General features: G+C 72.8%; 11 protein-coding genes. 2 read left to right on the top strand and 9 right to left on the bottom strand.

Translation table 11 applies throughout. The features are described from left to right. Nucleotides 1-3: 3 nt before the first annotated feature. Nucleotides 4-1,290, bottom strand: coding sequence for an alpha-hydroxy acid oxidase (locus ACSJD1_RS15285; protein ID WP_438856136.1), 1,287 nt, complete (start codon nucleotides 1,288-1,290; stop codon nucleotides 4-6). A 15-nt stretch (nucleotides 1,291-1,305) separates the two neighbouring features. Beyond that, nucleotides 1,306-2,112 (bottom strand): FadR/GntR family transcriptional regulator, encoded by an 807-nt coding sequence (locus ACSJD1_RS15280; RefSeq protein ID WP_438856135.1) that lies wholly within the window; start codon nucleotides 2,110-2,112, stop codon nucleotides 1,306-1,308. Nucleotides 2,113-2,269: 157 nt separating this feature from the next. On the opposite strand from ACSJD1_RS15280, the gene ACSJD1_RS15275 reads away from it, so the two are divergent. Next, nucleotides 2,270-2,746: a DUF1707 SHOCT-like domain-containing protein gene (locus ACSJD1_RS15275; RefSeq protein ID WP_438856134.1), complete on the top strand. Its 477-nt coding sequence runs from the start codon at nucleotides 2,270-2,272 to the stop codon at nucleotides 2,744-2,746. Between the two features lie 18 nt (nucleotides 2,747-2,764). Here ACSJD1_RS15275 and ACSJD1_RS15270 read toward each other — a convergent pair whose 3' ends face one another. The 3 genes from ACSJD1_RS15270 to ACSJD1_RS15260 all read right to left on the bottom strand — a co-directional run bounded on the left by ACSJD1_RS15270 (nucleotide 2,765) and on the right by ACSJD1_RS15260 (nucleotide 5,904). Next, nucleotides 2,765-3,847 (bottom strand): NYN domain-containing protein, encoded by a 1,083-nt coding sequence (locus tag ACSJD1_RS15270; protein ID WP_438856133.1) that lies wholly within the window; start codon nucleotides 3,845-3,847, stop codon nucleotides 2,765-2,767. A gap of 75 nt (nucleotides 3,848-3,922) precedes the next feature. Then, nucleotides 3,923-4,894 carry a serine hydrolase domain-containing protein gene (locus tag ACSJD1_RS15265; RefSeq protein ID WP_438856132.1) on the bottom strand — a complete coding sequence of 324 codons (972 nt, stop codon included), beginning with the start codon at nucleotides 4,892-4,894 and terminating at the stop codon, nucleotides 3,923-3,925. Nucleotides 4,895-4,953: 59 nt separating this feature from the next. Next, complete coding sequence (locus ACSJD1_RS15260) at nucleotides 4,954-5,904, bottom strand: 2-hydroxyacid dehydrogenase (protein WP_438856131.1); 951 nt, start codon at nucleotides 5,902-5,904, stop codon at nucleotides 4,954-4,956. Between the two features lie 77 nt (nucleotides 5,905-5,981). Here ACSJD1_RS15260 and ACSJD1_RS15255 point away from each other — a divergent pair, with 77 nt between their 5' ends. After that, a complete protein-coding gene (locus ACSJD1_RS15255; RefSeq protein ID WP_438856130.1) occupies nucleotides 5,982-6,554 on the top strand; it encodes a hypothetical protein in 573 nt (190 codons plus the stop codon). Nucleotides 6,555-6,633: 79 nt separating this feature from the next. Here the strand turns inward: ACSJD1_RS15255 and ACSJD1_RS15250 are convergent, their stop codons facing one another. The 4 genes from ACSJD1_RS15250 to rhaI form a co-directional block, all read right to left on the bottom strand. Next, nucleotides 6,634-8,085, bottom strand: coding sequence for a rhamnulokinase (locus tag ACSJD1_RS15250; protein WP_438856129.1), 1,452 nt, complete (start codon nucleotides 8,083-8,085; stop codon nucleotides 6,634-6,636). Beyond that, nucleotides 8,082-10,118, bottom strand: a complete 2,037-nt coding sequence (locus ACSJD1_RS15245) for a bifunctional aldolase/short-chain dehydrogenase (protein WP_438856128.1) — start codon at nucleotides 10,116-10,118, stop codon at nucleotides 8,082-8,084. The genes ACSJD1_RS15250 and ACSJD1_RS15245 overlap by 4 nt, the downstream gene beginning before the upstream one ends. Nucleotides 10,119-10,149: 31 nt before the next feature. After that, nucleotides 10,150-11,100 carry an alpha/beta hydrolase gene (locus ACSJD1_RS15240; protein WP_438856127.1) on the bottom strand — a complete coding sequence of 317 codons (951 nt, stop codon included), beginning with the start codon at nucleotides 11,098-11,100 and terminating at the stop codon, nucleotides 10,150-10,152. A gap of 141 nt (nucleotides 11,101-11,241) precedes the next feature. Then, on the bottom strand, nucleotides 11,242-12,399 hold the full coding sequence (rhaI, locus tag ACSJD1_RS15235) for an L-rhamnose isomerase (RefSeq protein WP_438856241.1): 1,158 nt from the start codon (nucleotides 12,397-12,399) through the stop codon (nucleotides 11,242-11,244). Nucleotide 12,400: the final 1 nt, after the last annotated feature.

Genomic DNA, 12,400 nt, shown 5'->3' with positions numbered 1-12,400 from the left:
GGTTCAGACCCTAGTCGGCACCCGATCCGCGACCTGCTCCGCCGCTGCGGCGACCGGTCGGGCGACCGGCACGAGACGCGTGAGCTGGGTGACGTGCTTCGGCGTCAACTCGTCGAGCGTCGCGACCTCGAGCAGCTTCATCGTGCGGACGATTTCGCTGCGGAGGATCTCGATCGTCTTGTCGACGCCGCGGCGCCCTCCGGCCATGAGCCCGTACAGGTAGGCGCGGCCGACGAGCGTGAACCGGGCGCCGAGCGCGATCGAGGCGACGATGTCGGCGCCCGACATGATGCCCGTGTCGACGTGCACCTCCAGGTCGCCGCCCACCTCGCGCACGACGTCGGGCAGCAGCAGGAACGGCACCGGCGCGCGGTCGAGCTGGCGGCCGCCGTGGTTGGACAGCACGACGCCGTCGACGCCGCGGTCGGCGAGGAGCTTGGCGTCCTCGACCGTCTGCACGCCCTTGACGACGATCTTCCCGGGCCAGATCTGTCGGATCACGTCGAGGTCGTCGAATGAGATGGTCGGGTCCATCGCCGAGTCGAGGAGCTCGCCGACCGTGCCGCCCGTCGATGAGAGCGATGCGAACTCGAGCTTCGGCGTGGTGAGGAAGTTGATCCACCACGCCGGCCGCGGGATCGCGTTGACCACGGTGCCGAGCGTGAGCTGCGGCGGGATCGAGAAGCCGTTGCGCTTGTCGCGCAGGCGCGCACCCGCGACGGGCGTGTCGACCGTGAAGAAGAGCGTGTCGAAGCCGGCCGCCGCCGCACGCTCGGCGAGGCCGTACGAGATCTCGCGCTGCTTCATGACGTAGAGCTGGAACCAGTTGCGGCCGTTCGGGTTCGCGGCCTTCACGCCCTCGATCGACGTGGTGCCGAGCGTGGACAGCGTGAACGGGATGCCGGCCGCACCGGCGGCGGCGGCGCCCGCCTCCTCGCCCTCGGTCTGCATCATGCGCGTGAAGCCGGTGGGCGCGATGCCGAACGGCAGTGCGCTCGGGCCGCCGAGCACCTCGCGGCTCGTGTCGACCTCGGGCACGTTGCGCAGGATCGACGGGTGGAACTCGATGTCGAGGAACGCCTGGCGGGCACGGGCGAGCGAGATCTCGGCCTCGGCCGAGCCCTCGGTGTAGTCGAACGGCGCCTTCGGCGTGCGGCGCTTGGCGATCGCGCGGAGGTCGGCGATGGTGAGCGCCTTCTCGAGTCGCCGGTCGGTGGGGTTCAGGGTCGGCGTCTTGAACCTCATGAGCTCGGCGAGCTCGCGGGGGTTCGGCAACTGGCGCTGGACCATGCTGGTGCTCTCTTCCTACGGGTGGGCGGGCGCGTCGGGCGCGCCGGCGGCGGGGGTTCGGTCGTCGGTGGGGGCGTGGGTGTGCGGCGCGGGGGAGATCTCGGCGTAGTACCCCGAGATGTGGTCGTGGATGCGGGTGCGCGCGGCCGCGGCATCCGCTGCCCTGATCGCGTCGACGACGCCGCGGTGCTCGCTGCGCAATCGCGCGGATGTCGTCGCCCAGTCGGCGATGCGCCCCTGGCCCGCGAGCGCGTAGCCCTCGATGCCGCTGCGGAGGCCCGCCATCGTCGCGGTGACGACATGGTTGCCGGATGCCTCGGCGAGCGCGAGGTGGAAGGCGGCGTCGAGCGCGAGGAACTCGGCCGGGTCGAGGGCGGGGTCGTCCATGGCGTCGAGCAGTCGCTCGGCGGCGGTGAGGTCGGGGCCGGATGCCGCGCCTCGCGCCGACGCCGCCGCGAGATCGGCGGCGACGTGCGTCTCGAGCACGAGGCGCGTCGCGACGATGTCGGCGACCGGGAAGCCGCTCGCGGCGACCTGCAGCCGCATGAGCGCGCTCATGCCGCCGCCGGGCGTGGCGATGATGATCGCGCCGGCGGTCGGGCCCGACCCGGCGTGGGTGCGGATGAGCCCGAGCACCTCGAGCACGCGCAGTGCCTCGCGCACGCTCGAACGGCCGACGCCGAGGTCGGCCGCGAGCTGCCGCTCGCCCGGGAGTCGGTCGCCGGGGGCGAGTTCGCCCTCGAGGAGCCTGCGCTCGACGTGCTCGAGCACGGCCTGCCAGGCGCGCGGCTCGATCGAGCGGGCGGATGCCTCGTCGCCCATGCCGTCTCCCTTGCGCGTGCCGGCGGCCTTCCGGCCCAACCGACGTGTGGTCTGACCACAGCGTAGCAGATGTGGTCAGACCACATGCGCGACGAGTTCGGACCGCGGGGCCTTTGGTCACTGGCGCGAAGCGGACCAGGTGCGACACGCTGGATGCATGAGCGGATACGCCGATCCGGAACGACCGCAGGAGCGACTGAGCGACGCCGAGCGCGAGGAGGCCGTCGGGCACCTCATGACGGCGCAGGCCGAGGGGCGCATGACGACGGCCGAGCTGGCCGACCGATCCGCTTCGGCGCGCGCCGCCGTGACGCGAGGCGATCTCGCGCCGCTGTTCGCCGACCTGCCCTCGGCCGCACCACGACCCGCCGCCCCGACCGTGTCGGAGCCACCCCTGACCTGGGCGCCCGTCCCCGAGCCGACGGCGCCGATGGGACGACGCTCCCGAGCCCTCGGCGGTCGGGCCGGCGACACCATCATGGCGCTCTCGCCGTTCATCGCCCTGCTGCTGTTCTTCGGCTTCGGGTTCTGGACCCCGGGAGGCTTCACCTGGTCGTGGCTGTTCTTCTTCCTGATCCCGATCACCGGCATCGTCGTGTACGGCGGCGGATCTGCGAAGGAACGCGACCGCTGAACGACGACGCGGGGCGGCTCAGCCCTTCTTCGGCCTGATGCGCACGCGATTCTGACCAGGGGTCTCGTCGAGTTCGACGACGCCGCCGCGCGACTTCAGGAAGTCGGTGAACGACGCGAACCCGAGCTTGCGCTCCTGGAAGGACGGATCCATGCGGAGCATCTGGTTCTTCACCGCGCCGCTCGGCTGCCACTCCTCATCGGACTTCGCGCGGAGCAGTTCGAGCGCCTTCAGCAGCAGCCGACCCGGGTTGCGCGTGGTGCCCGCGGGAGACTCGTCCGACGCCTGCCCCGGGGCCATGAACTGGACGGCCGTCGTCGGCGCCGACGGCTTCTCCTCGGCCGCATCGGTCGCTCCCTCGGCGGGTGCGGCATCCGTGCCCTTCTTCGACGACGCGCGCCGCCGGCGCGGCGGCGCCTCCTCGTCCTTCGGGGCCTCGGACGGCTCCGCCTTCTTCGCGGACCCCGCCGACGCCTTGCCGCCGCGCGCCGTCGCGCCCTGCGACGCCGTCGCGCTCGCCTCGTCGTCGGCCACGGCGGCATCCGTCGCGAGCAGCGCGTCGTAGTCGGCGTACTCGTCGCACGCGGCGGTCAGCGCACGGCTCGTGCCGCCAGCGACGCCGATGCCGACCACGTACCGGCCGAGGCGCTTGGCCTTCTGCGCGAGCGCGACGTAGTCGGAGTCGCCGGCGACGATCACGATGTGCGAGAGGTCGTCGATGCGGAACATGTCCTCGACCGCGTCGACGGCCAGGCGGATGTCGGCGCCGTTCTTCGTCGCCGACAGCGGGAAGAGTTGCACGAGGTCGACCGCGCGGTCGATGAGCTGGCCGCGATAGCTCGCGTTCACGGGCGTCGACCAGTCGGCGTAGGCGCGCGCGATGGCGATCGTGCCGAACGTGGCCGCGAAGTCGAGGACGGCGTCGACGTCGACCGTCGCCTCCTTCAGGCGCTCGGCGGCCTTCGTGCCGGGCGAGACCGACTTGGTCCGCGAGGTGTCCTTGCGGTACTGCATGTCACCGTGCAACTGGTCGTACCGCGAGATGACGATGTTGTCGAAGTCGAAGTAGAGGGCGACGCGGGGTTCTGCCGAAGCGGGCATGGGGACCTTCCGTCGTGGTGTTCCTCGATCGTAGGCCCGGCGCCTGACGGTCGACCGGGAGCGCGCGGGCGCGCCTCAGCCGGCTGCGGCCACCGCGTTGTGCAGTTCGTCGGCGTCGACGCCGAACCGGCCGAACCCGCCGCCGAGGTTCGTCAGGAGCACGAAGCACACGCCGAGCGACGGCGTGACCCAGAACTCGGTGCCCGCCCAGCCGCCGTGCCCGAAGGCGTCGGTCGTCAGCAGGCCGGGTGCGGAACGCCGCAGGTTCCACGTGAAGCCCCAGTCCTGGCCGCGCTCGACCGGGTAGGGCTCGAGCTTGGGGAGGCCTTCGGTGAGCGGGCGCAGCATCGCGGCGGCGGTGACGGGCGCGACCACCGCGCCGTCGTTCCGCAGCAGTGCGCCGCCCAGCGCGAGCAGGTCGGCCGCGCGGCCGAGCAGCCCGGCGCCCGGATGCCGCAGCGCCGAGAATCGCCCGTAGTCGAGCCCCTGTGCGGCGGCGTCGACGGGTGCGTGCGGAGAGGCATCGGCGTCGAAGGTGAGGCCGGAGGCATCCGCTCGCCGTGCGACCTCGGCGACGGCCTGCTCCCAGGGCGCACCGGAGGCGTGTTCGATGAGGGCCGCGATGCCCTCGAACGCGATGGTCGAGTAGCGCGAGACCGTGCCCGCCGCGAAGTCGCGGCCGGGCGCGAGGAGCGAGGGCCGGAGTCCGTGGGGCGTGTCCAGCGGCGGCTCGACGATGCCCGAGGTGTGGCTGGCGAGGTGTCGCAGGCGGACGATGTCGGTCCGTCCGGAGCCGAAGCCGGGCAGCGCCCGTTCGAGCGGGGTGTCGGGCGTGAGCCGGCCCTGCTCGACGAGGCGCAGGGCGGCGAGCCCGACGATCGGCTTCGTGATCGAGAACAGCGGGTAGTGGTCGTCGACGGATGCCGCGCCGAACGCGTCGAGCGCGACGATGCCGTCGGCGTTCGCGACGCCGAGCACGGCGTTCGGGAGCGGGCCGTCGTCGACGTTGCGGCGGACCCAGTCGAAGGCGTGGTCGAACTGCGGCATCGGGTGGATCCTCTCGTGGCGGTGCGGGTGCGGGTGCGGGTGCGGCGGGGACGAGCGGGTCAGCTGCGGAGCACCACGTTGCGCGGTTCGTCGCCCCGGAGCATCCGCTCGATCTGGTCCCGGAGCAGCCGCGCCATGCGCGGCATCATCGCGGTCGTGGCGCCGCCGACGTGCGGTGAGACCAGCACGTTCGGCAGGGCGAAGAGCGGATGCCCCTCGGGCAGCGGCTCGGGGTCGGTGACGTCGAGCGCGAATCGCAGCCGCCCCGACGTCGCCTCGGCGAGGATCGCCTCGGTGTCGGCGACCGCGCCGCGCGCGACGTTCACGAGGAGCGCGCCGTCGGGGAGCGCGGCGAGGAAGGCCGCGTCGACGAGTGCGGTGGTGTCGTCGGAGAGCGGCACGACGACGATGGCGACCTCGGCGTCCGGCAGCAGGACGGGCAGTTCGTCGACGCCGTGGATCCGCCCGCGATCGTCGTCTCGCGCGCGGCTCGCGACGCGCGTGAGCTCGACCTCGAAGCCCGCGAGGCGCTCCTCGATCGCACGGCCGACGCCGCCGTATCCGATGAGCAGCACCCGCCGATCGGCCAGGCTCGCGTGCCGAGCAGGCGCCCAGCGCCCCTCGTCGGCCGCGCGCACGAAGTCCGGGATGCCGCGCTGCGCGGCGATCGCGAGCCCGACCGCGAGCTCGGCGGTCGAGGCCTCGTGCACGGATGCCGCGTTCGCGAACACGTGCCCGGGCGGCAGCGCGGCGGGCACGTCGTCGTAGCCGATCGACTGCGACTGCACGAGCCCGACGTCCAGTCCGTCGAGCACGCCGAGGCGCGCCGAAGCGCCCATGTAGGGCGGAACCACGATGCCGAGACCGCCGGATGCCGCCTCCGGCGGCGGGCCGGCCATGTCCCACTCGACGACGTCCACGCCGGCCGGTACTCCGCCGGGCGTCTGCTGGAGTGCGCGGAGCAGGGTCGCGCCGGGCACGGTGACGACGAGGTTCGAGTGGTCGGTCATGCGTCGATCCTCGCAGAGGCGCTGACCGGACTTCCGGTCCTCGCCGCCCGCGGGAGGCGGGTGCTACCGTGGCGCGCATGGACGAGGCGGACGCGTCGGCGGGCGTCGGCGGGAGCGGCCGTCGGAGTCGGCTGCGTCGGCGCCGCGGTCTCGACGACGTGCCCGTCGAGGAGATGGCGGAGGCGCTCAAGGAGCGCGTCTACGCGACCTTCACGGGTCTCGCGATCGTGCTCGTGCAGCACGAGAACGCCGACCACATCTCCGCCGGGCGCGCGACGCTCACGCTGCTCGTCGGCATCGTCGCGATCACCGCGGCCGGGTTCGTCGCCGACGTGATCTCCCACCTCGTCGTGCACGCCGACTTCCCGCGCGGCCGGGAGCTGAGGCGGATGCTCCGCGTCGCCGCGTCCGCGTTGGGGTCGGCGAGCATCCCGCTCGTCATCCTCGTCCTCGCGGTGCTCGGGGTGTTCGAGCTGAAGGGGGCGCTGTTCGCGGCGTCGATCGTCTACATCGCGACTCTGGCGCTGATCGGCTACGTCGCCGTGCGACGCAGTCGACTCGCCTGGTGGGAGCAGGTCGTGGCGCTCGGCCTGCTGGTGCTCCTCGGCCTCGCGGTCGTGGGGCTCCAGCAGCTCGCGCACGGGCACTGACACGGACACGGATCCGAGCCGGCGGTCGGCACGGGCGCGGATCGCGCGCATCCCGACCCGAATCTCGGCCACGCCCCGCTCAGCGCGTCGTCGGCTCGTAGCGCCGCGGTGCGAACGCCTGCGCGACCAGTGCGCGCATCGACTCGAGGTCGCCGCCGACGAACCCCTTCGCCCTCGCCTGCACGAGCACGTTGCCGATCGCGGTCGCCTCGACCGGACCCGCGAGCACGGGGATGCCCGCGCGGTCGGCCGTGCGCTGGCACAGCAGCTCGTTGAGCGAGCCGCCGCCGACCACGTGGATCGTCTCGACGTCGACGCCCGAGAGGACCGAGGCGTCGCGCACCGCCGTGGCGAACGCCTCGGCGAGGCTCTCGATGATCGAGCGCGCGAACTCGGCTCGGCTCTGCGGCGCTCGGACGCCCCGCTCGGCGCACCACTCCGCGATGCGGCCGGGCAGGTCGCCCGGCGCGAGGAACCGCGGATCGTTCGCGTCGAACACCGCGACCTCGCCGGTGACCGCCCCGGCCTGCGCGAGCAGCGTCGGCAGGTCGATGGTGTCGCCGTCGCGCTCCCACCACCGCACCGACTCGCTGAGCAGCCACAGGCCCATCACGTTGTGGAGGAACCGGATGCGCCCGTCGACGCCGCCCTCGTTCGTGAAGTTGGCCTCGCGCGAGGCATCCGTCGTCACCGGCGCCTCGAGCTCGACGCCGACGAGCCCCCACGTGCCGCACGAGATGTACGCCGCGGACTCGGCGCGCATCGGCACGGCGACGACGGCCGAGGCGGTGTCGTGCGAGCCGACCGCGACGACCTCGAGGCCCGCGGGCGCGCCGAGGTCGGCCGCGACCTCCGGTCGGAGGCCGCCCAGCGTCGCGCCGGGCGACACGAGCGGGGGCAGCACGGATGCCTCGAGCCCGAGACGCTCGATCAGCTCGATGTCCCACTCGCCGGAGGCGACGCCCAGCAGGCCCGTCGTCGACGCGTTCGTCCGCTCGGCGACCTTGGCGCCCGTCAACAGGAACCCGACGAGGTCGGGGATCAGCAGCACCGAATCGGCGAGCCCGAGCCATCCGCTCTCCTGCTCGGCCGCGAGCTGGTAGACCGTGTTGAACGGCAGGAACTGCAGGCCGTTGCGGCGGTAGAGCTCCGCGAACGGGACCACGTCGTGCACGCCCGCGACGGCGCGTTCGTTCCGCTCGTCGCGGTAGTGGAAGGGTTCGCCGATGAGGCGGTCGCCGCGGAGCAGGCCGTAGTCGACCGCCCAGGAGTCGACGCCGACGGAGCGGATGCCGGGCTCGCGGCGGAACGCGTCGGCGAGGCCGCGGGTCAGGTCGTGGTGCAGGCCGGTGATGTCCCAGTGCAGTCCGGAGGCGAGTCGCACGGGGCCGTTCCGGAATCGCGCGACCTGGTCGAGTGCGAGCGTGCCGGTGCGGCCGTCGACGTGGCCGACGATGACGCGACCGCTCGTCGCGCCGAGGTCGACCGCGGCGACGGTGCCCGCGCGGGCCGTGCCGGGACGGGAGCTCATCGGAGGAACGCCGCGGCGACGCCCGAGTCGACGGGGATGTGCAGGCCGGTGGTGCGGCTCAGCTCGGGGCCCGTGAGCACGTACACGGCGTCGGCGACGTTCTCGGGCACGACCTCGCGCTTGAGGATCGTGCGGTTCGCGTAGAACTGGCCGAGGTCCTCCTCCTTCACGCCGTACGTCGCGGCGCGATTCGCGCCCCAGCCCGCGGCGAAGATGCCCGAGCCGCGCACGACGCCGTCGGGGTTGATGCCGTTGACGCGGACGCCGTGCTCGCCGAGCTCGACCGCGAGCAGGCGCACCTGGTGGGCCTGGTCGGCCTTGGTCGCCGAGTACGCGATGTTGTTCGGGCCGGCGAACACCGAGTTCTTCGAGGAGATGTAGATCACGTCGCCGCCCATCCCCTGCTCGATGAGGGCCTTCGCGGCGGCCTTCGCGACGAGGAACGAGCCCTTCGCCATGACGTCGTGCTGCAGGTCCCAATCCTGCTCGGTGGTCTCGAGCAGCGGCTTCGACAGCGACAGGCCCGCGTTGTTCACGACGAGGTCGATGCCGCCGAACGCGAGCACGGCCTGGTCGATCGCGGCCTGCACGCCCTCGGCGTCGGCGACGTTCGCGGCGACGCCGATCGCGACGTCCGTGCCGCCGAGCTCGGCCGCGGCGGCCTGCGCCTTCTCGAGGTCGAGGTCGGCGACGACGACGCAGGCGCCCTCGGCCGCGAGCCGCGTCGCGATCGCCTTGCCGATGCCCGAGGCCGCGCCGGTCACGAACGCGATCCGGCCCTGGTGGGTCTTGGGCTTCGGCATCCGCTGGAGCTTCGCCTCCTCGAGGGCCCAGTACTCGATGCGGAACTTCTCGGCGTCGGAGATGGGCGTATAGGTCGAGAGCGCCTCGGCGCCGCGCATCACGTTGATCGCGTTGACGTAGAACTCGCCGGCCACGCGCGCGGTCTGCTTGTTCGCGCCGTACGAGAACATGCCGACGCCGGGAACGAGCACGATGAGCGGGTCGGCGCCGCGGATCGCGGGGCTCTCGGATGTCGCGTGCGCGTCGTAGTACGCCTGGTAGTCGGCGCGGTACGCCTCGTGCAGCTCCTGCAGGCGAGCGAGCTGCTCCTCGACGGCGGCCGTCGCCGGCAGGTCGAGGATCATCGGCTTGACCTTGGTGCGGAGGAAGTGGTCGGGGCAGCTGGTGCCGAGCTCCGCGAGCTCGGGCGCGCGCTCCGACGCGAGGAAGTCGAGCACGACGTCGGAGTCGGTGTAGTGGCCGACCATCGGCTTGTCCGTCGAGGCGAGGCCGCGGACGGTCGGGGCGAGCGCGGCGGCGCGCGCGTGGCGCTCGGCCTCGGGCAGCGCCTCGAAGCCGGCGCGGACGCCGCCGAACGGTTCCGCCTCGCCGTTCGCCTGGATGTAGGCGGCCGCGGTGTCGATGATCCACAGCGAGTTGGCCTCGGCCTCGTCGGAGGTGTCGCCCCACGCGGTGATGCCGTGGCCGCCGAGGATGCAGCCGATGGCGGCGGGGTTCGCCGCCTTGATCTCGGCGATGTCGAGGCCGAGCTGGAAGCCGGGGCGACGCCACGGCACCCACACGACCCTGTCGCCGAAGATCTTCGCCGTCAGCTCCTCGCCGTCGGCGGCGGTCGCGATAGCGATGCCCGAGTCGGGGTGGAGGTGGTCGACGTGCGCGGCGTCCACGAGGCCGTGCATGGCGGTGTCGATCGAGGGCGCCGCGCCGCCCTTGCCGTGCAGGCAGTAATCGAACGCGGCGACCATCTCGTCTTCGCGGTCGACGCCGGGGTAGGTGTTCACGAGGGCGCGCATGCGGTCGAGGCGGAGGACCGCGAGACCCGACTCCTTCAGCGTGCCGAGGTCGCCGCCCGAGCCCTTGACCCAGAGCAGCTCGACGGGTTCGCCCGTGACCGGGTCGGTCTCGGTGCCCTTCGCCGACGTGTTGCCGCCGGCGTAGTTCGTGTTCTTGGGGTCGGCGCCGAGGCGGTTCGACCGCGCGATGAGGTCGGCAGCAGCCTGGTTGGTCATGAGGTGGATTCCTTCGATGGGGAGGCGGTGGTCAGGGGTGGTCGGTGGCGCCGGCCGCGGCCGGCTCGGGGGCGGATGCCGCGTCGAGCGCCTCCAGCCAGGCGACGACGCGGTCGACGGTGGCGGATGCCGCGGGCTCGTCGGGCCGGTTCAGGTGTCCGTGCTCGGTTCCGGGCTCGGTCACGACCTCGGTCGGCACCCCGGCGGCGACCAGCGTCGCGGCGAACGCCTCGCCCGACACGCGGAGCTCGTCAGCCTCGCCGTTCACCATGAGCACGGGCGGGAACCCGGCGAGGTCGTCGGGCGCCGCGAGTCCCGGCACGGCCGGCAGCGGGGCGTCCTCGACGGGCCCGCCGAGGTACGCCTCGTACATGTCGCGCACGCGTGCGGGCCCGAACCGGTCGGCGACGGGGCTCGCGTCGAGCATCGCCCGCAACGCGGCATCCGGTGCCGGCTGCACGGCGAGCAGCGTCGGGTAGGCCAGGAACACGCCCGCGGGAATGGGGGTGCGTTCCGCCGACGGGGCGTCGGGACCCGGTGCGGCCTCCACAGCCGCGCCCGGGAACCGGTCCGCCCCGCCGGCGGAGTCGGGAGCCGCGGCGGCGCCGAGCGTGCGCAGCACGGCCCCCGCGGTGAGGTTGGCGCCGGCGCTCGCGCCGCCGACGACGATGCGGGCCGGGTCGATGCTGAGCTCGCCGGCGTGCGCCGCCGTCCACGCCCAGGCGGCGAGGACGTCGTCGGAGGCCGCCGGGTAGCGCCCGGCCGGGTCGACCGCGAGGCGGTAGTCGATCGAGACGACGGTGACGCCGCGTGCGGCGAACGCGCGCGCGACCCAGTCGGCCTCGGGCATGTCCAGGTCGCCCGCGACGAACCCGCCGCCGTGCGCCCAGACGAGCGCCGCCGTCGGACGCGCGGACGGGTCATCCGCCGGGTACACCCGGACCAGGCCGTCGGCCGCGGCGTACGGCGTCTGCTGGGTCATCCGCTCGCTCCTCTCGTGGCTGTCGTGACTGGATGCGTCTTGCGGTCTGCCGGATACGTCAGTCAACGCTGGCGCGTCGCCTGACTCCTGCTCCGCCTTCCTCGAGGAAGCGCGTCGCTTCGCGCCGCGCTGACCCCACGCTCACGCGCCCCAGCCGGCCTGCACGCCGCCGACGCGGTCGGCGGCGATCTGCGCCAAGTAGCCGGATGCCGCGAACGCCGCCATCGGGTCGGCCGCAAGGCCGCGCGACTCGCGCCACTCGGCGAGGGCCGGGCGCACGTCGGTGTAGAAGGCGTCCATGAAGATGCGGTTCGCCTCGAGCACGTCGCCCGAGACCTGCGCGGCGCGTAGTGCGTCGGTGTCCACGAGGAGCGCCCGCGCGGTCATCTCCTGGACGTTCAGCACCGAGCGGATCTGGCCGGGGATCTTGTCCTCGACGTTGTGGCACTGGTCGAGCATGAACGCCACGTCGGGGTGGTTGAGGCCGCCGCCGCGCGCGACCTCGTAGACGATGCGGAACAGCTGGTAGGGGTCGGCCGCGCCCACGATGAGGTCGTCGTCGGCGTAGAAGCGCGAGTTGAAGTCGAACGAGCCGAGCTTGCCGAGGCGCAGCAGCTGCATCACGATGAACTCGATGTTGGTGCCGGGCGCGTGGTGGCCAGTATCGAGGCAGACCATCGCCTTGTCTCCGAGCGCGGCGACCTGCGCGTAGCTCGTGCCCCAGTCCGGGACGTCGGTGTGGTAGAACGCCGGCTCGAAGAACTTGTACTCGAGCACGAGGCGCTGCTCGTCGCCGAGGCGGGCGTAGATCTCCTGCAGCGACTCGTGCAGGCGGTCCTGGCGGCCGCGAAGGTCGGCCTGGCCCGGGTAGTTCGAGCCTTCGGCGAGCCAGATCTTGAGGTCGCGGCTGCCGGTCGCGTGCATGATGTCGATGCACTCGAAGTGGTGGTCGATCGCCTTCCGCCGGACGGCCGCATCCTCGTGGGTGAGGGCGCCGAACTTGTAGTCGTCGTCCTGGAAGGTGTTCGAGTTGATCGTGCCGAGCGAGACGCCGAGGCCCTCGGCGTGCGCGCGGAGGTCGTCGTAGTCGTCGACCTTGTCCCACGGGATGTGGAGCGCGACGGTCGGCGCGAGCTTCGTGTACGCGTGCACCTGCGCGGCATCCGCGATCTTCTCGTAGGGGTCGCGCGGCGTGCCGGGCGTGCCGAACACCTTGAAGCGGGTGCCCGAGTTGCCGAACGCCCAGCTCGGCAGTTCGATCGCCTGGAGCTCCAGCTGGTCGAGGACGGTCTGCGGAATG

This window comes from Agromyces excoecariae (genome assembly GCF_051715505.1).
In the GTDB taxonomy this organism is placed as follows: Bacteria; Actinomycetota; Actinomycetes; order Actinomycetales; family Microbacteriaceae; genus Agromyces.
This window is presented reverse-complemented; position numbering and strand designations above follow the sequence as displayed.